This window comes from Streptomyces sp. NRRL F-5630 (assembly GCF_000719475.1).
Lineage (GTDB): Bacteria > Actinomycetota > Actinomycetes > Streptomycetales > Streptomycetaceae > Streptomyces.
The window spans coordinates 67,203-85,411 of sequence record NZ_JOGO01000017.1; the positions used below are offsets into that span (position 1 = coordinate 67,203).

The 18,209-nt window shown below is 69.0% G+C and carries 13 protein-coding genes and 1 pseudogene; 7 read left to right on the forward strand and 7 right to left on the reverse strand.

Annotation, left to right across the window (positions count from 1 at the left end):
- Window positions 1-173: 173 nt before the first annotated feature.
- A complete protein-coding gene (locus IF99_RS0111135; RefSeq protein WP_030996239.1) occupies window positions 174-716 on the reverse strand; it encodes a hypothetical protein in 543 nt (180 codons plus the stop codon).
- The gene (locus tag IF99_RS0111140; RefSeq protein ID WP_030996240.1) at window positions 713-940 is read right to left on the reverse strand and encodes a hypothetical protein; all 228 of its coding nucleotides are present in this window, start codon (window positions 938-940) and stop codon (window positions 713-715) included. The genes IF99_RS0111135 and IF99_RS0111140 overlap by 4 nt, the downstream gene beginning before the upstream one ends.
- Before the next feature lie 194 nt (window positions 941-1,134).
- On the opposite strand from IF99_RS0111140, the gene IF99_RS0111145 reads away from it, so the two are divergent.
- The gene (locus IF99_RS0111145) at window positions 1,135-1,977 is read left to right on the forward strand and encodes a helix-turn-helix domain-containing protein (RefSeq protein ID WP_030996241.1); all 843 of its coding nucleotides are present in this window, start codon (window positions 1,135-1,137) and stop codon (window positions 1,975-1,977) included.
- Window positions 1,959-2,159: a DUF397 domain-containing protein gene (locus IF99_RS0111150; protein WP_030996242.1), complete on the forward strand. Its 201-nt coding sequence runs from the start codon at window positions 1,959-1,961 to the stop codon at window positions 2,157-2,159. The genes IF99_RS0111145 and IF99_RS0111150 overlap by 19 nt, the downstream gene beginning before the upstream one ends.
- 73 nt (window positions 2,160-2,232) lie before the next feature.
- On the opposite strand, the gene IF99_RS0111155 is transcribed toward IF99_RS0111150, so the two are convergent.
- Complete coding sequence (locus tag IF99_RS0111155) at window positions 2,233-2,793, reverse strand: hypothetical protein (RefSeq protein ID WP_234340658.1); 561 nt, start codon at window positions 2,791-2,793, stop codon at window positions 2,233-2,235.
- Window positions 2,794-2,795: 2 nt separating this feature from the next.
- Entirely contained in the window at window positions 2,796-3,467 is a 672-nt protein-coding gene (locus IF99_RS0111160) for a DUF6313 family protein (protein ID WP_234340659.1), read from the reverse strand.
- Window positions 3,468-3,616: 149 nt separating this feature from the next.
- On the opposite strand from IF99_RS0111160, the gene IF99_RS0111165 reads away from it, so the two are divergent.
- The 4 genes from IF99_RS0111165 to IF99_RS0111180 all read left to right on the forward strand — a co-directional run bounded on the left by IF99_RS0111165 (window position 3,617) and on the right by IF99_RS0111180 (window position 9,621).
- Entirely contained in the window at window positions 3,617-3,862 is a 246-nt protein-coding gene (locus tag IF99_RS0111165) for a hypothetical protein (protein ID WP_030996245.1), read from the forward strand.
- 241 nt (window positions 3,863-4,103) lie between these two features.
- Window positions 4,104-5,906, forward strand: a complete 1,803-nt coding sequence (locus tag IF99_RS0111170) for a PucR family transcriptional regulator (protein ID WP_030996246.1) — start codon at window positions 4,104-4,106, stop codon at window positions 5,904-5,906.
- 395 nt (window positions 5,907-6,301) lie between these two features.
- On the forward strand, window positions 6,302-7,648 hold the full coding sequence (locus IF99_RS0111175; protein ID WP_030996247.1) for a diaminopimelate decarboxylase: 1,347 nt from the start codon (window positions 6,302-6,304) through the stop codon (window positions 7,646-7,648).
- Window positions 7,649-8,118: 470 nt separating this feature from the next.
- Window positions 8,119-9,621 carry an amino acid permease gene (locus tag IF99_RS0111180; protein WP_030996248.1) on the forward strand — a complete coding sequence of 501 codons (1,503 nt, stop codon included), beginning with the start codon at window positions 8,119-8,121 and terminating at the stop codon, window positions 9,619-9,621.
- A 360-nt stretch (window positions 9,622-9,981) separates the two neighbouring features.
- On the opposite strand, the gene IF99_RS33940 is transcribed toward IF99_RS0111180, so the two are convergent.
- Window positions 9,982-10,155 carry a hypothetical protein gene (locus IF99_RS33940; protein ID WP_158716592.1) on the reverse strand — a complete coding sequence of 58 codons (174 nt, stop codon included), beginning with the start codon at window positions 10,153-10,155 and terminating at the stop codon, window positions 9,982-9,984.
- A gap of 14 nt (window positions 10,156-10,169) precedes the next feature.
- Between IF99_RS33940 and IF99_RS0111190 the strand changes: the two are divergent.
- Window positions 10,170-10,639 (forward strand): annotated as a pseudogene (locus IF99_RS0111190) (tyrosine-type recombinase/integrase); the annotation flags it as partial.
- Between the two features lie 116 nt (window positions 10,640-10,755).
- On the opposite strand, the gene IF99_RS0111195 reads toward IF99_RS0111190, so the two are convergent.
- Window positions 10,756-11,262 (reverse strand): hypothetical protein, encoded by a 507-nt coding sequence (locus IF99_RS0111195; RefSeq protein WP_158716593.1) that lies wholly within the window; start codon window positions 11,260-11,262, stop codon window positions 10,756-10,758.
- Window positions 11,263-11,274: 12 nt separating this feature from the next.
- A complete protein-coding gene (locus tag IF99_RS0111200; RefSeq protein WP_420705663.1) occupies window positions 11,275-18,162 on the reverse strand; it encodes an RHS repeat-associated core domain-containing protein in 6,888 nt (2,295 codons plus the stop codon).
- Window positions 18,163-18,209 lie beyond the last annotated feature (47 nt).

The following is an 18,209-nucleotide window of genomic DNA, read 5'->3' on the forward strand; positions in this document are numbered from 1 at the left end:
CGCTCCCCGCCGTCCGGCCCCGCCCCCAGGGCCGAACGGCCCTCGCGCTCCCTTCTCGTCCCTGATGGACTTCCCTCGCGTCCCACACGGGCCGCTCCGGACGAGGCCCGGCATTCCCCGGCCCCCGGAGGACCCGTGGGGGACGTCCAACACGGCGCGGAACCGGGTCGCGCTCAGGAGGCGGCCTCGCGCCTGGCGGCCTCGTAACTGGCGGCCTCGCACCTCGCGGCCTCATGCCTCGCGGCCTCGCACTTCGCGGCGTCGCACCTCGCGGCGGAGGCTTCGTCCTCCCGGCGCAGGTGCTGGCGGAGCAGGCGGGCCAGGTCCTGCATGTGGGCGTACGCGGCGAAGGCGGGCTCCTCGCACGAGGGTGGTGAGTCGAGCAAGGCGCGGGCCACGTCGGCGGTCTCCTGCGGCACCCCGCCCCCGAGCAACGCCTCGACCTGCTTCCGCAGGAGCCGCGTGTAGTGCGCCATGTCCTCACGAGTGGTGGTGCCGAGACGGCAGGCGAGGGCGTCCTCGGCGACGGGGAGCGCGGGAACGGTGGCCGGTTCCTTCCCGTACGTTCCGGGCGCGGGGAGGCTCCGCACCTCGTCGGGCCCCGCGTTCCACTCGCGCCCGCCGCCGAGCGGCCGCAGCCACCAGTACCGCCCGAGCCGCCCCGTCACGATCGCGAGCACTTCGCGCCGCACGTCCCACACGACCTCCCCGATCACCGCGCGGCTCCCCGGCAGAGCGCCTCGGCGAGGGCGTGCGCGACGGGTGCGGAGCAGACCCCCAAGTGCACGAGCGCGTACGGCGCTTCCCCGGCCCACGCCCGCCGCACGTCCATGGCGGGCAACTGAATCCCGGCGGCCGTCAGGGCGGACGCGAGAGCGTCCCGAGCGGCCATCGCTTCGCCGAGACGGTCGGCGTGTTCCTTCTGGATCTCTTCCGTCATGGCACGTGCTCCTTCGGACCTCGCTCGATATCGGTCATCGGCCGTTGCCCGCACGGATCGTGGATTACTGTGCGTGGCCTCGGCATCACGAGGTTCCCCCAGGGGAAGTCAGTGAGAGGCGCCACACGGGCAGGGCTTCCACCTCGGCAGGCGCAAATTCCACAACCTCCACGCACTCAGGGAAGGAGCCGCCCGTGCCCAACAGGCGCGCGGTCACTGGACGCAGCAGGGAGCCGAGACGCCGTTTCGCGCAGGAACTGCGGCAGTTGCGCTCCCGTCACAAGGTGACCCTCCGCCAGCTCTCGGACCGACTGGGCTGGGACTATTCGCTGTTCGCCAAAATGGAGAAGGGCGAGACGCTGGGCGGCCCGGAGGTGGTCGAAGCGCTCGACGCGTTCTACGGAACACCGGGGCTGCTGCTCGCGCTGTGGGAGCTGGCGCTCTCCGACAAGACGCAGTTCAAGGAGCAGTACCGGCGGTACATGCAGTTGGAGGCGGAGGCGGTGAGCCTGTGGCACTACGCAGTGAGCGTGCTGCCGGGGCTGCTGCAGACGAGAGAGTACGCGCGGGAGTTGCTTTCACTGGGTGGCTGGACCGGCTCGGAGCTTGAGGCGCAGATAGACGCGCGCCTGAGTCGACGCGCGATCCTCGCGGAACCGGACGCTCCCCCGTTCCGGGCGATTATCTCGGAGGCCGTATTCCGCACGCCCATGGCGAACGCGCAGGAGTGGCACGCTCAGTTGCGGCACCTGCTGGAGGTCGGCTCCCAAAGCAACGTGACCGTTCAAGTGCTTCCGTTCAGCGCCGGCTTGTACCGGTTGGCCAGCACAGACATCTGGTTCCTCCGGCTGCCGGAAGGGAAGACCATCGCCTATGCGGAGAACGAGGCGCGCGGCGAGTTGATCGAGCAGTCCGAAACGGTCGAATCCCTTCAGCGGAGGTACGATGCCGTACGCGACCAGGCTCTTTCGCCGGGGGACTCGCGGAAGTTCATCCAGTGCCTCTTGGAGGAGACACCGTGCACCACACCGACCTGACCGCACTCTCCTGGCGCAAGAGCACGTACAGCAACTCGGACGGTGGAGCCTGCGTCGAGGTCAGCGACGATCTTCCCGCTCTCGTCCCCGTACGCGACAGCAAGCGCCCCTCCGCCGCCCACCTGGTCTTCCCGGCCGCACACTGGTCCGCCTTCGTGGAGATGGTGAAGCAGGGGGCCTGACCGCCAGGTCTCCCTCGGCGAGGGCATGCCTGCACACGAGCCCCGGGACCCGGCTCTCGCAGTACGGCCGCTCTCAGCCGTTCCGGCCCTCGTCCCGGTTCCGGCGGAAGGGCCAGCGGCGGCCCCGGGGGCGGTCCGCCTCGGGGGCAGGGCCGGGCCCGTAGTCGCCTTCGAGGCCCAACTCCCGTGCCCCGTACCCCTCCTGTCGCTCCCCGCGTTCCGTCTCCTCGTACGCCCGGTCCCCCTCGTACTCCGGCCTCTCCCCGAAGGGGGACCGCTCCCCGTCCTCCCCTCGCCGCGTGCCCCGCGTGCGGCGGGGCCGGTCCGGGGGTCTGGGGAGGTAGGGCAGGGACGGCATCTCGTCCGTGTGGGACCAGACGCGGTACTCCGATTCCCACTCCATCGCCCTGCCGCTCGGTTCGGCGGGGCGGTAGTCGCCCTCGGGCACGCCCGCGACCCGGAGCAGGTCGGTGATCATGCGGAGCGCGAGCGGATCGTCCAGGTATTGGGCCGCGTCCTCCGCACCCCAGCGCGCGACCGCCTCGGCGGCGCGGGTGAGGCCCTGGGTGCTCGCTGTGGGGAAGGCGAGGGCGAGGGTGGCCTCGATGAGGCCGACGACATCCTCGGACCGCACGGTCACCGCCTCCTGTCGCACACGATGCAGTGCCCGTTGCCGGAGAGCGCGGAGACCCGCAGCGCGATGAGCGCCACGTTCCGCTCCTGGTGCAGACACTCGTGCCGGTCGAGATCCGCGTACTGCTGCGTCGACATCGTGTCGCGCAGGTAGACCTCCCAGTGGTCCTGTGCCCGCGCCCAGTCGTTGCGGTGCGCGACGCGCACGAAGGCGTCGACGAAGGCCTGTTGGGCGCTGGTCCCGTAGCGGTAGGGACGCAGGTCGTCGATCACGCCCGGCGGGGTGAGGCGCTGTTTGAGGGTGCGGCGGCGGAAGAGACGGTTGCTGGGCTGCTTCTTGACCCGGTCGATGCGCTGCGTGATGACGTGCCCCGCAGCGCCACCGATGATCGCGGGGACGGCGACCCAGCCGATGGCGGACGCGACCCACAGCAGAGGGTGGCCCTTGGGCTCGTCGAGCAGCGTGAACACGCGGTAGACCTCGCCCCCGCCGTCGGCGCGCGCGGCGAAGAACCACAGCACGGCGAGCAGCAGCACCATCGGTATCGCCCGGTCCACGACCCACTGCGTGAGCCCGCGCAGCGCCTTGCGCGAGCGGAACGCCCTGCGCAGCCGCACCTTCCGGCTCCCCGTCTTGGCGGGCAGGTCAAGATACGGCGGGATGGGAATGGGCATGGGCTCCCCCTGGCTCACGCACCCCCGGGACGGCGGGGAAGGCGATTGTGGCCCCTGCGTGCGGGGAGCGTCAAAGGAAGCACGTGGACGGGAGGAAACGGGGCGCGCGGGGCGGAATGCCCGCCTGTGGAGGGGGCAGACGCCCGGCCATGACCACGGACCCGATGGCTCGCCTCGAACTGGCCGCCCAACGACACACCGAGGCGGCCCAGGCGCTCACCGCCGCGCGCGACGACCTCGTCGTCGAGATCGTCGCCGCCCTCCGCGCCGTCCGCGACGACCCGGACCTCACCGTCCAGACCGAGACCGACATCGCCCACCTGACGGGCTGGGAGGTCGCGGAACTGCGGAGCCTCGTGCGGGAGGCGGATCTGGTGGGGATGGACCCGGCGTAGGCGGGGAGGACGGGACGCACCGTCTCAGGGGCGGGACGGGCTCCGAAGCCGGGGGGCCCGGCCCGCCGGGCGGAAGACCCGCCCGCTCCCCGTGAGGCACCCCGCTGTACGCACCCCCCTCGGCGCCCGACCGGCCGCGCCCGCTCCCCCGGGAGCGCCCCACACGTCCGCAAGCCCGCCCCCCTGTGCCGCCTCCCACATCCGCTCCCGCTCCACCCCCCGCGTGCGCCACCATGGACGGATGCCGCCCCTCGCCGACGACGCCCGAGAGCCCGAGGACACCCCCGGGCCGGAAGACGCTCCCACCCTCGGCTCCGTCCTCGCCGCCGGGGCCGGGGAGGCCGTCGAGGTCGTGACCGTGCCGGGCGGGCACGCCGTCCCCGTGCGCGGCATCGGCGTCTACGATCCCGGCGAGACCTTCGCGGCGCGCGACCACGTCCTCGTCGCGATCGGTGTGGACGCCTCCTCGCCCGCCGCCGCCGACGTCCTGCGGGCCGCCGCCCGCGCGAACGCCGCCGCGCTCGTCCTGCGGCGCGGCGCGGCCGGCCCGGCGCCGCGCCTGCTCGACGTGGCCCGCACCGTGCCCACGGCGCTCCTCACCCGCGCCCCCTGGGTGGAGTGGACCGAGCTGATAGCCCTCCTGCGGGCCGGGCTCGCGCAGAGCGGCGGCGCCGAGGGGCCGCACGCGGACGTACCGCTCGGCGACCTGCCCGCGCTCGCGAACGCCTTCGCCGCGCTCGTCGGCGGCGCCGTCACGATCGAGGACCCCGAGTCCCGCGTCCTCGCCTACTCCCGCACCGAGAACGGCGCCGACCCGCTGCGCCGCCTCACGATCCTCGGCCAGCGGGTCCCGCGCTGGCGGCTCGCGGAGCTGGGCGCGAGCGGCTTCCTGCGCACCCTGTGGACGAGCGACGACGTGGTGCACCGCCCCGCCGACGAGCGCTTCCCGGAACGGCTCGCGATCGCGGTGCGCGCGGGCGAGGAGGTGCTCGGCTCGCTGTGGGTCGCGGCGGACGGCACGCCGCTCGGCCCCGGCGCGCGCCAGGCGCTGCGCGAGGCCGCGCGCACGGCGGCCCCGCACCTGCTCCACCACCGCCTGCGCAGCCGTACGGGTGCGACGCGTCGCGGCCAGGCGGTACGGGCCCTCATCGACGGCTCCGCCGACGTCCCCTCCGCCGCCGCGACCCTCGGCCTCGCGCCGCACACCCCCTGCGTGGTCCTCAGCGTCCTCGCCCTGCCCGGAACCGGGCAGAGCGACCCCGCCCGCGCCCTCCACCTCGCCGCGCTCCAGGCCACCGCGCACCACCCCGCCGGTCTCACCGCGCGCGAGGAGGACCGCCACCGCCTCGACGTCCTGCTCCCGCTCCCCCCGCGCCCGGCGGAGGCGGCCCGCGCCACGGACCACGCTCGCCCCCCGGAACAAGCCCCCGCCGCGGACCAGGCCCGCACCCCAGCCCCCGGCGCCACGGCGAAAGCCCGCACCACGGAACGCGCCCGTCCTTCGGAGCAGCCGCGCCCCGACGACCCCGCGCGGGTCGCGAAGCGCCTGGGCGGGGAGCTGGCGGCGGCGGTACGGGGGGCGGGCGCGCGGCCCCTCGTGGCGATCGGCCCCGTGTGCGAGGACCTGGCCGACGCCGCCGCGTCCCGCCGCGCCGCGCACCTCGTGCTGCGGGTCCTGGGCGAGCGCGAGGGCCTGCCCGAGGTCGCGGCGGAGGACGACGTGCGGGCCGCGCTGGACGCCCTCCGCGTCACGGAAGCGGTCGCCGCGCTCGCCCCGCCGCCCGACGCGGCCGTCCGCGCGCTGCTCATGTACGACGAGGAGCACCGCACGGATCTCGCCCGCACCCTCGCCGCGTACCTCGACCGCTTCGGCGACGTGCCCGCGACGGCGAAGCTCCTCGCCGTCCACCCCAACACCCTGCGCTACCGCCTCCGCCGCCTCCACGACCTCTTCGGCATGGACCTCGCCGACCCCGACACGCGACTCCTCGCGGAACTGGGCCTGCGCGCCGCGGGCTTGCTGCCGTGGGCGGCACGCCACTGAGCCGTCGCGCGGGGCCCGACGCGCCGAGCCGCCCGGTGGCCGCGTCCCACGACGCCACCCCGCCGGGCCCCGACGTACCGGCCCGCCGCCACCACCCGCGCCTCCGGCTCCGTGCGCGTCGTGCCATCCGCGTGCGCCGCGACCTGCCCACGGAGCGGCACTTCGCGTCCGCCCGCGCCCGCCTTGTGCTCGCCTACGAAGCGGGTGCCACCCCCTTCTCACTTCCGCACAACCCGCCGCCCCCTCCCCCGCCCTCCTTGTCCGCCCGTACGAGGGCCCGGTGGCGACGTGGGCCGATGCGCCGCAGACGGGGGGCGCGCGGGTACCGGAGAGTGGTGCCCGTGCCGTGGGAAGGACCGCGGCACGGACCGGCTCTTGGCGAGGAGACCCCGACGATGGAACACGACTCCCTGGCCCGCAGGCACGCGGCGATGCGCGAGGCCGCGCGCGCCGGACTGATCGGCTCGGAGGCCCCGGTGGCGGGCTTCATCGACGTGACGGGGGTCCGCGAGGCGGCACGCGAGCTGCGCGCGGCCTTCGCCGGTCCCGCGCCCGTCCTGCACACGTTCGCCGTGAAGGCGGCCTCGCTCGTGCCGGTCCTGGAGCTGCTGAACGAGGAGGGCGTGGGCTGCGAGGTGGCGAGTCCGGGCGAGCTGGAACTCGCCCGCGCGGCCGGAGTTCCCGCGTCCCGCGTCGTCTTCGACTCGCCCGCCAAGACGGTCGCCGAGCTGCGCGACGCGCTCGCGCACGGCATCGCGGTGAACGCGGACAACCCGCAGGAGCTGGCCCGTATCGACGCGCTCGTCGCCGAGGCCCCGACCGGCGCACCGCTCGGCATCCGCGTCAACCCGCAGGTCGGTACGGGCTCGATCGGGGCCATGTCCACGGCCACGGCGACCTCCAAGTTCGGCGTGGCGCTGCGCGACCCCGGCGCGGAGGACTGGCTCGTGCGGCAGTACGCCGAACGCCCCTGGCTCACCCGCCTTCACACGCACACGGGCTCGCAGGGGGTCCCCCTGGAGCTGATGGCCGAGTCGGTGCGGATCGTGTACGGGCTCGCCGAGCGCGTCAACCGCGAGGTGGGCAGGCGGCAGGTCGACACCATCGACATCGGTGGTGGCCTCCCCGTCAACTTCGAGGGCGAGGAGATCACCCCGCGCTTCGCCGACTACGCGAAGCTCCTGCGCGAGACGGTCCCCGGTCTCTTCGACGGCCGCTACACGCTCGTCACGGAGTTCGGCCGCTCGCTGCTCGCGAAGCAGGGCTTCGTCGCGGGCCTCGTCGAGTACACGAAGACGTCGGGCGGTCGCCGTATCGCGGTGACGCACGCGGGCGCGCAGGTCGCGACCCGTACGGTCTTCGTCCCGGACTCCTGGCCGCTGCGCGTCGCGGCGTTCGCCCCCGACGGCACGCTGAAGGAGTCCCCGGACCTGGTCCAGGACGTCGCGGGCCCCTGCTGCTTCGCGGGCGACCTCGTGGCCCGTGGCCGCACCCTCCCCGAGCTGTCCCCCGGCGATCTGATCGCCCTGTGGGACACGGGCGCCTACTACTTCTCCACCCACTTCGCGTACAACAGCCTGCCCCGCCCGGCGGTCCACGGCTTCTGGACGGACGACGAGGGCCGCACGCGCTTCGCGCCGATCCGCCGGGCCCAGTCCCTGACGGAACTGCTGGCGGAGAGCGGCGCGGCGGAGTCGGGCGCGCTGAAGGGAGCGGGCGAACCGGCTCTCGTGCGGCGCTGAGGGGCGGGGGCGAACGGGTCCCCGCGTGGCACTGAGGGGCGGGAGCGAACCCGTAGTCCCGCCTGGCACGGCGGTGGAGGAGACGGGCGGATCGGCACAGCACGAGAGGACGCGCGCGAACAGGCCCCCGCCCCCGTACGGCGCTGAAGGACGCGGGCGAATCTCCCCTCGCACGGCACAGCTCCGGACCCGAACACCGCCGCGCCGGACCACCGCCGTCCACGGCGCTGACCTGCGCCGACCCCACCCGCGTGCATTCCACACCTACCAATCGGTAGGGTGCTGCGGGTCCGGTACGCGTCCCGCGTCTCGGACCCGCCCCCCACCCAGAGAACGACAGGCACCCCTCGCCGCCGTCTCCCGTCTCCCCGCCGCCGTCACGCCCTCCCCTGCGAGGCGTCGCGCCGCGCGGGGCGGCGCGCGGCGAACGCCCCTTCGGCAGTGCCTCTTGGCAGTACGGAGCGAACCGCATGCAGCAAGGAAGCCCCCGAGGGAGCGCGTCGCCGGGCGCCACCCTGCCCCCGCAGACCCCCGCCGCCGCCCCCGTCGTCCACGAGGACGGCTACGCGCCGGGCCTGCGCCGCCGCCAGGTGCAGATGATCGCCGTGGGCGGCGCGATCGGCACGGGGCTCTTCCTCGGCGCGGGCGAACGCCTGCACAAGGCCGGCCCGTCCCTCGTCCTGGTCTTCGCGGTGACGGGCCTCTTCGCGTTCTTCATCGCGCGGGCGATGGGCGAACTGGTCATGCACCGGCCCAGTTCCGGGTCCTTCGTCTCCTACTCGCGCGAGCTGCTCGGCGGCGAGAAGGCGGCGTACCTGGCGGGCTGGGTCTACTTCCTGCACTGGGTCTGCTCGGGCATCGCGGAGATCACGGCGGTCGCCGTCTACCTCCACTACTGGAGCGCGTTCCGCGACATCCCGCAGTGGACGCTCGCCCTGGTGGCGCTCCTGGTCGTCCTGGGCGCGAACATGATCTCGGTGCGGTGGTTCGGGGAGTTCGAGTTCTGGTTCTCGGTGATCAAGGTCGCGGCGATCATCGCGTTCCTCGCGATCGGCTGCTGGCTGCTCGCCAGCCGCCACCCCATCCAGGGCGAGGCCGGGGGCCCGCAGCTCATCACGGACCACGGCGGGATGCTGCCGCACGGCTTCGTCGCGGCGATCGTCATCACCCAGGGCGTCGTCTTCTCGTACGCGGCGATCGAGATGGTCGGCATCACGGCGGGCGAGACGCACAACCCGCGCGAGGTGATCCCGAAGGCGATCAACTCCGTCTCCTGGCGGATCGTGGTCTTCTACGTGTGCTCGGTGCTCCTCCTGGTCCTCCTCCTGCCGTGGACGGCCTACAGCGGCGCGGAGTCCCCGTTCGTGACCCTGATGAGCAAGGTGGGCATCCCGGGGGCGGACGGCATCATGAACTTCGTCGTCCTGACGGCGGCGCTGTCCTCCTGCAACTCGGGCCTGTACTCGACGGGCCGCACGCTGCGCTCGATGGGCCTCGCGGGCTCGGCCCCGCACTTCACGACGAAGATGAACAGCCGCCACGTCCCCTTCGGCGGCATTCTCCTCACGGCCTCCTGCTACGTGGCCGGGATCGTCCTCAACTACCTGGTCCCCGACCGCGCCTTCTCGATCGTCCTGAACTTCTCGGCGATCACGATGATCGCCACCTGGGCCATGATCATGTTCTGCCAACTGGCCCTCCGCCGCCGCGTCCGCACGGGCCGCGCCACCGCCCCCGGCTTCCGCCTCCCCGGCGCCCCCTTCACCTCCTACCTGACCCTGGCCTTCCTCCTCCTGGTGGTCGTCCTGATGGCCTGCGACGGAGACATCGGCACCTGGACCGTGGCCTGCACCCCCCTGATCGCCCTGGGCCTGTGGGCCGGCTGGTACGCCGTCCGCGGCCGGGTCAACGCCGTGGCGGGGAACCGGGAGTCGGCGGGGGTCCCGGGCCAACAGGACCAGGACGGCGTCTGAGCAACCGACGGGACCACTCGGCTCGCCATACAGCAGCCGCATCGATTCCCTCGGTCAGCACCCCTCACGCCGTTTCTGCTCGCCTGCCTTGCTGCCGACTCCCGCGGTCACCCCACAAAAAATTCCCACCAGTACTTACGTGGCGGTCTTCCTTGCACTCACGTACGTCGCTCGGCGACGGCGGCTCGCAGGGGCCGTCGCAACGCGTGGTCGGTGGCGAGTAGTTCATGCAGGCGCTCGGCTGGGCATTCCCAGCCGAGCGTTTTGCGTGACCGTCCGTGGGTGTTGCCGTCGCTACTGCCGTCAGGAGCGCGGAGCGGACTGTGGTGCCCCCGCTGGCGGGGCGGCGCCGCAAGGGGGCTACTGCCAGGCTCCGGGCGCGGCGCGGACTGTGGCTCGGACGGTCTGCTCGTAGTCCTGGTGGCCGGTGGCGGCGCAGTGCCCGACGATCCAGCGCGTCAGCTCGTTCGGGGTGTGCAGGGACAGGGGTTGACGGCACAGTTGTGTTTCCTCAGCGGTGACGCAGAGCGCCATGAAGGCCCGTCGGCAGGGCCAGAGGGTCCGAACGGCGGATCGCGCTGCCGACGCCGTCCCGCGCTTCCCGGAACAGCACCGGACGTGGCAGCGCCGAGAACGCGATCCGGAAGGGACAGCCTGACAGGACAGCGGCTACGTGATCAGCCGGCCCGACGGCGCTCCGATCGAAGGGTCCACCCTCACCCGGTACTTCAACGCCCTTCTCCATCGAGCCGGGCTCCGCCGCATCCGGTTCCACGATCTCCGCCGCCACTCAAGGGCGACTCTCCTCCTGGAACAGGGAGTGGAACTCGTCGTGATCAAGGAGCTGTTGGGGCACGCCCACATCGGCGTCACTGCCACCGTGTACGCCCACGTCAGGCTTCGCCTCCAACGCGACGCCATCGACCTCCTCGGCCACGCGCTCCGCAACGCCGCCGAGATCACCGGCAAGCCCAACGACGGGGACGAACCACCCCTCGTCGGATCAACCGTCCGCTGACGTTGCCGTCAACTACTGCTGTCAAGCACCCCAGAAGCCCCGCCAGGACTTACCTGACGGGACCTCAACTTCGCTGTTGCTATCCAGCGCGAGGGTTGCGGGATCTGGCAGTGAGGCTACACCTCACCCTCCAACCAACGTTCGAATGGCGCGGCCTCTGACAGCTCGGAATTGATCGCCTTCAGCCCTCTGGCGAAATCTTCGGCCAATTTCGAGAGCATCGCAACTAGCTCACTCTGCGTAATGCTCTCGCGCTCCGGGTTCGGAACCCAATCGGTCCGCGAATCACAGTGGATCATCACGAGATCCCCACTTGGACGGAAGGTCAAAGTCCTCTCGATGCCTTGCGAGTAAAGATCCACCTCAACTTCGCGGCCTCCCCGCACACTCACCAGAAGCGACGGAAGTTGCTCCATGAAGGCAGACAGGTCATACGCCACATCGAGCGGCCACTCATCATTCCCGAAGCCGCCAATGTGGAATCTTCCGCCTCCAACATCGGAGAGGGCGCTACACGCCTCCATGACTAGGGTTTCGTATTCGCCACCCGGCTCCAGACTCGCCGAAGCAGGGGTTAGGGCACCTGACGGCACGGCCAGATTGAACGACACTGAGAAGCTCATCTCTCCAACCTCCTAGTTCGGGCCAATGATCGGGAATCCCGTCTTGTATAGACCGTTTGGACTCGGGACGACCGTAGCTGCACGCGCCTGGGAAATGCTTCCATCCGGCATGATCACCTGCCCCATTCCCTCCGGGATCTGCACCGACCTGGGACCGGCTCCTTCGACATGAAGCCCCTTGAGGAAATCTGCAGCAGCGTCATTGTCCAACCATTGACCTTGCTGGTTCCCAGTACTGCGGGCACGATCAGTCAGAGCCTTCGTGTTCTTCGCCCCAGCGCCATGAGTCTTGAATGTGTGACCCCACGTTTTCACGCTATTGGAAGCCCAGTTCACACACCCATTGCTGTTGTGAACCAAGACCGGTGTCTGGCCAGCAAGCACATAGTACGTGTGCAGGCCCTCGATTGTCAGATCGTACGTCCGCTGATGCTCGGTGAAGTGCCGGACTGAACTAACTCGGGCCGCCTTCCCATCCGAGTCGCGAAGTAGCTCGCCCCGTCTCAAATCGCTGACTTCGACCCACGTACCGCGATTGAGGGACCAGAAGGGGTGCGTGTCTGTCGCAGTTATACTGGAATTCTCGCGGTCACCATGAATGGACAGTCGCGTGAAATCCTTGTCATCTTCTGTGACGATTACTGCGAGCACTTTACGAGGCGCAGCTCTTCCGGTTTTCGGGTCGGTTGCGAGAACCATATCGCCCAACGCGATATCTTCCAGCTTTTTCACGCCTCCGTCTGCCAGTTGGATTTCCGTCTCGGGAAGGAAGCTGTGGAGATCGCAGCCCTTCAGGGCTCTACCCAGAGGGCTTTTCACACCTCGAATCTCGGATGCGAGCCCCGCTCTTGCCGACGCACCTCCCCCCTTGGGCCCCTCGGGTCCAAGAGACAGCGTCTTGGCGGCATCAATACTGATACCGTAATCTCTGAGGTCTTTCGAGCATTCGATTTCGCGATGGAGCGCACAGATGTTCGCCGCGACAGAAACCACGTTTTCCCAGTAAACGGTGCCCTTTTTGTACTGCTCCTCCATGTCCGCACGGAATTCCTCAAGCCATGTTTCGGCCTGCCGCGGATTGGCGGCCAATCTTTCTACGCTGGCAGTGATCTGCTTCCGCGTTTCACGGTTCTCATCACGCCTGATGGTTTCGAGGTCATTCCTGTAAGAGACCAAAGAGCTGGCACCAGCATTGACCTTTCCATGCCTCTCCGGCGGGCACGTGTAATAGCACCCACCGATGCCGACGCCTCCCGGAGGCTTGCCCAGATTCTTGGGCTTTTTTTGCCCCTTGGCGGGTACGCAGCGTCCCCAGCCGTCGTCTGCGCACAGGCCGCTCGGGTCCGAGTGCGTGACAGGGTTGTTCCCGCTATACGCGTATCCGTTGATCTGCTGGGAGTCGGTGAGGTCCATGATCGGGTCAACGCTGACGAAGCGGCCCGTCTGGGGGTCGTACTCGCGGGCTCCGAGGTGCTGAAGCCCCGTTTCCTCGGTGTCGTCGGTGCCGCCCACGAAGCCCTTGGTGCTGGGCCAGTTGTCGGGGGTTGTGCCGCGTGGTTGCCCGAAGGGGGTGGTGCGGCGTTGCTGGACGGCGAGGGTGTTGGCCTGGATGGCGAGCTGGCCGGTGCCTTGATGGTCGGGGACGGTGTAGCTGATGGTTCCGTCGTCGGCCTGGATGGCGGTGACGCCGCCCAGGTCGGTGTACCGGGTGGCCTTCGCCTGTGTGGCGTCCTTGGCCAGCGTCACTTCAGTGCTGCCGAGGTAGAGCGTGGTCTCGGTGGGGGTGCGGGCGATGAGGCGGTTGCCGTCAGCGTCGTAGAGGTACGACGTGGTCTTGCCGTCGTCGTCGGTGACAGAGGCGAGGTGGTCCTCGGCGTCCCACTTGAGGGTTTGGCCAGGGCGTTTGTCGGTGTTGCCGACCTCGTCGTAGTGGTACTCGTCGAGGCGCTGCCCGGCAGGACCGGTGGTTTCCGCGCTCGTGAGCGTGTGAGGACGGGTATCGCCGGGGGCTGGATAGGTGTAATTCGTTGTGGTGTCCGCGAGGCCTTGTTCGCTGACGGTGTGCTGGATCTGGGTCTTCCGGTTGCCCGTGTCGTCGTACTTGAAGGTCTGCCAGTACGGGGCCGGCCCCCCGAGCGTCGCGACCGCGGGGCTTCCCGCGCAGGTCGTCGTGCCCTGTGCCCACGCCTCGGTGAGCCTGCCGAGGTAGTCGTAGATGTAGCACTGGCTGTCAGTACCGGTGCGGGAGACGTCGGCGACCGAGGTGATGTTGCCGGCCTCGTCGTAGTGGTAAGTGGCGGAGCGGTCGACGCCCGGCTGCTGGTTGCGCTGGACGGTCTGGTTGGCGAGGCGACGTGTGCCGTGCTCGTAGGTGTTCTTGATCTTCGTGTTCGTCGTCGAGCTGCCCGTCGGGCCGACGGTCAGTGTGTCCAGCTGTCCGATGTAGTTGTGGGTGAGTACGGCCTGGACGCCAGCGGTTCCTACTGTCTTGGGCCACAGCAGGTCATCGTCGTAGGAATTGACCACGGATGCTGTGGGCAGCGAGCCAGCAACCGGGTAGCTCGTCTGGTTGACCAGACCGGAGGGCAGATAGGTGGTGGCCGACCGGTAGGGCTTGGCGAGTTGCTCACCCTCGACCGGCGGGATGGTCACCGCAGTCTGGGTCGCCCTGCCCTGCGGGTCGTATTTGAGGATCTCGGAGGTGTACTTGTTGTCGTTGTCCACGCGTGTGGACTTCGTGAGCCGCCCCTTGCCGTACTGGAGGGAGTCGTACGCCCACTGCGCACGCAACGTCCCGGTCGCTGTGCCCTCACGCAATTCCGTCTGCCTGCCGAGCCCGTCGTAGGCGTAGTACAGGCTGATTTTCCTGGCGTCCGTGGTGTGGTCGACCTGGTTACGGTCGTCGTACGCCGTGACCGTGGTCCCCTTGTCCGGGTCAGTGCTGGTGACCTGCCGCCCCTGCTGGTCATACGCGTACGTCCAGTTATTGCCGACGGGGTCGGTGACCTTGGAGAGCTGTCCACGTGCGTCGTAGCTGTAACGGGTGGCGTCGAAGGCGGCGTTGACATCGCGCGTCTTGAGCTGCCGCAGTTCCGTGGTGCGGCCGCGAGCATCATTGATCGCCGTAGTCGCGGTAGCGCCGGCAGGTGGGATGACGGTGGTGCGGTCGCCCCCGTAGATACTCTTCGTCGTGCTCACGACGGTGCTGTGATCCGCATTGCCCGCGAGCAACTGCTCCTGAGTAACACGTCCGAGTCCGTCGTAGACGGTGTGGGTCTGCGAATCCACTGACAGCGCGTCATTCGGCAGGAATAGACTGGAGGAGGGGCCGCCGGTCGTGTAATACGAATTAAAACTCTTCTCGACCAGTCCCCGCTCGTCATAAAAGGTGTCCGCGACGATCATGCCACCCTCAGGACCCGGAGATTGTGTCTGCCGCGGGCGCAGAAGGCCGTCGTAGAGCGTGTAGTTCGGCCTGGTCGGACCGCCCTTGTTGTTCAGGGTCACCTCACTGACCGCAGTAGGCTTCCCCTCTGCGATCTCGTACGTGTACGCATAATCCGGCCGGTCCGTTCGGTGCCGTCCGGGTACCCACATCTTCGTGGTCCGCCCAAGCGCGTCGTACTCCGTGTACTGGTCCACACCGTTGGCATCCGTCGACGTGACCGGCAAACCGCGCAACGGGTCAAGAGTCTGGGTCGTGGTGAGGCTCGTGGCAGCGTCACCGGCCTTGGCTGGTGGAGAGGTGTTCTTGACCTGAGTGGGAAAGCCAGTCGTCGGGCTGTACGCCGTCGTCGTCGTACGACCGTCGGCCCGCGCTGAACGCACCGGCGTGCCGTTGCCCTCCACGGTGACGTTCGCGGACAGGTCCGTCGTGGTAAGCGCGCGACCGTACGTGTCGTAGCTGGTCTCGGCTTCTAGGTAGGTTGCCTTCGTTCCCGCGTAAGACTTCAGCGTGGCAGAACGAGTCGCGTCCCCCTTGGTCGGCGCTTCCCCGTAAGCTCCGCCATCAAAGGCGGTACGAACGTCGAAGAGGACATCCTTGGTCCGGTCGATCGTTGCCGTGCAGGCGGTGGACAGCGTCTCAGCACGGGAAACAAGCGAGAGGATGTTGTCCGTGTAGGTCGTCAGGGTGCAGCTGTCGTCATCCGGTGTACTGATGTCCCCCAGGTCATTGACCTTGACTGGCCTCCCGGCGACGGTGTCGTAGGTGGTCTCGCTCTTCGTGGTGCGCCACTTGGCGCCGGCGCCGTCATCCAGAGAGGTCCAGTTCGTGGCCTGCGCGGTACCGACGAAGTTCGCGGTGACGGTGCCCCAGTCGCGTTCTTTCTTCGCTGTCTCGTACTTCCACGGGCGGCTCACCATCTTGGCGAGGATCCTCCCCCCCGGCTTGTCGTACGTCACCGTCTTGTAGACGGCACCCGCGAACGGTGCAAGGTCAGCGATCTCCTCGCCCTCATCAGCGCCAAGGCCGACGCTGACCCTCTTGGCGCCGCCGGAAGCACCTTTGCGGTCACCGTCCATGCCTCGCAGGAAGTAGGTGTCCGCCTGCGACTTCATGCCGTCGCTGCCACCGGTCAGGACTCGGGTCTGACCGTAACCGCGCCATTGGTCCCAGGTTCGGTACTTCTTCTCGGTCAGGCTGTCGGAGTCGTTGTAGTGCCAGGACGCGGGGCCTATGTACTCGTAGCGCGTGATCATATCTACCGCGCCCCCAGTACGGTCCGACGCAGTTACCTGCGTGGTGACGTACTTGTTGAACCACTGCACCTCGGTGATCGGCGAGTCCGGGTCTTGGTCGAGGTAAACCGGATAGCACCGGGTGGAGTTCGTTTCCGGCTTGGGAAGGGCAGAGGCTTCGCAGGCGGGCTCGGAGTAGGTGACGTTGACATGACTGCCGGTGTCCCCGTCGATCGTGGAGAGGCGGGACTTGATGAAGGGCGCGTAGCCGTCGCCCGTCTTGTCGAGCCGGTTGGGGAGCTGGTCGTAGGCAAAAGTTGTCTTCGGCAAGGTGATCGATTGGCTGGCGGCCTGGCCTGTGTGCTGGATGCTGTCGAGCAGGAGCTGATACTCCGTGTCCGCCATGCCCCACTTGTGGGTCAGCGACCAACTGTCGACCTTGCCGTACGTTCCATCCGGCTTGAGCACCTGTGTTGTAATGCCTGTCAGGCGCTTACGGGTCCAGAAAGTCGGGGAGAAACGGCCCTGATCGCATTTGGCGCCCGAGTCGCAGTTCAAGTCCCACGGGGTGTCATACCAGTAGGTCGACTTGTCCTTGATCGTGGACGCCTCGCATGTGACTCCGGACTGCGGCAGACACCTTTCCGCGTTGGAGAGAGAAATCTGCGCGAGGGGTTTGGCATCATAGACCTTGTCGGACTTCAGCCCGTAGTCGATGCGGTCCAGGTAACCTCCGCGCGTATATGTGGTGTTGTCGTCGGCCTTGAGATTGCGGCCGTAGCTGTTGGTTTCCTTCGTGTAGTGGTACGTCATCGCGTTGCCGTGCGTGTCGACGACGTAGTCGAGATTCCAGCGCCAGCCCTGAGAGCAGTACGAGGAGGCGAAGTCGTCCTTGTGGCAGGGCTCGCCCGTGTTGTTGCCGAAGACGGGCACCGTCCACACCGAGTTCGTGACCTCGTTGCCCGACGCGTAGCCGGGGAGGCGGTTGTAGCCGTAGTAGTAGCGCGTGCCGTCCGGGGTGGTCACCCGCCAGTACTCGCCGTCCGCGTCCCCATTCGCGCGGGCCGTATCCCGTAGGCGGTCGATGCGGGTGCCGTCGTCCTGCTGAAGCTTGAAAGAGTCTGTACCGGTCGGGACGAGTTCGCCACCCTTGCCGTTAAAAGACAGGAACGCGTTGTCGTAGTCCCAGCACAGGTCGCCGGGCCGGACGCCGTCACCGTTCTTCTTCTCTCCGTCATCCGAACACGGTGCATAGCGGCGTTCAATGGCGCCGGTCCCCAGGTCGAAGCCGTCACCGACCCACGAACTTTGGTTGTTGCTGTTCGAGGTCCGCCCGTCGATCGAAGCGGAGGAATAGGCCAGGTTCAGGCCCGGCGCAAGGCCCCCCGGCACGTCAGGAACGCCGAAGTCGTAGGTCCAGTTGAAGTCACCGGAGTTGAGGTTGGTGCTCCACGAGGCCGAGTCAGCAAGCGAAGAGGCCTTGAAATCACCCTTTTCCCCATCTGCGTCCGCCTCAGCGGCGAGCACCGTCGGGCCAGAAGGGGACAGGGGCACCGCAGCGGCCGAAACGGCCTTCGCCGAGACGTCATTACGCGATGCGACGGGCGTCGCCGTACGGCAAGTGTCCTTCTCAGGGCTGGTCAGCACACACGCCGGGTACGAGACGAGGTGGAGCCGGGAAGCGTAGGAGCCCCCATAGGCGCTGGCGAAAGAGGTGTAGTCGACGCCGACAGCAACGGCGCCGGCCTTGTTCTTCCCGCCGGACTCGGCCGCCTGGGGGGCCAGGGTGAAGAGCAGTCCCTTGACCCCGGCCTTCTGGGTACGGGCCTGGCTGATGACCTCCGTCTCCACCGTGCCCTGGGCGGGGGTGGGCATCGTGTCGGCCTTCGCCGCAGTCCGTGCCTTGGCCGCGGCTGCCGGGGCGACCGGGGCGAGGCTGATGGGGCTCGTCCCGGTCCGCCTCAGATGCTTGGTTCCCGTCCCCCCGGCTGTGTCCACCTTTATCGTGTGCCGTCCGGCCTCGGGCCAACTGTGCGCAGGTGTCTTCGGGTGGACGGGGATCTTGTCCTTGCCGCGAGGCTCGGCCATGCTCCCGCGCTCGCCCTTGACCGGGCGATCGGTGGACACCTGCGCGGCAGCCGGGTCCGGCGCGGCTTGGGCGGGTGAGGCGGCGGCCTGTATCAGACCGGCCGCGAGCGCGCCGCTCAGCAGCACCGACAGCCGCCGTCTGACGACACGTATGCGTCGGGACGTTCGGGATTTCATCA

Coding starts and splice junctions, on each gene's coding strand:
- IF99_RS0111140 (WP_030996240.1), bottom strand. CDS start 940: ATGACGGAAGAGATCCAGAAGGAACACGCCGACCGTCTCGGCGAAGCG.
- IF99_RS0111160 (WP_234340659.1), bottom strand. CDS start 3,467: ATGCCCATTCCCATCCCGCCGTATCTTGACCTGCCCGCCAAGACGGGG.
- IF99_RS0111165 (WP_030996245.1), top strand. CDS start 3,617: ATGACCACGGACCCGATGGCTCGCCTCGAACTGGCCGCCCAACGACAC.
- IF99_RS0111170 (WP_030996246.1), top strand. CDS start 4,104: ATGCCGCCCCTCGCCGACGACGCCCGAGAGCCCGAGGACACCCCCGGG.
- IF99_RS0111175 (WP_030996247.1), top strand. CDS start 6,302: ATGGAACACGACTCCCTGGCCCGCAGGCACGCGGCGATGCGCGAGGCC.
- IF99_RS0111180 (WP_030996248.1), top strand. CDS start 8,119: ATGCAGCAAGGAAGCCCCCGAGGGAGCGCGTCGCCGGGCGCCACCCTG.
- IF99_RS33940 (WP_158716592.1), bottom strand. CDS start 10,155: ATGGCGCTCTGCGTCACCGCTGAGGAAACACAACTGTGCCGTCAACCC.
- IF99_RS0111195 (WP_158716593.1), bottom strand. CDS start 11,262: ATGAGCTTCTCAGTGTCGTTCAATCTGGCCGTGCCGTCAGGTGCCCTA.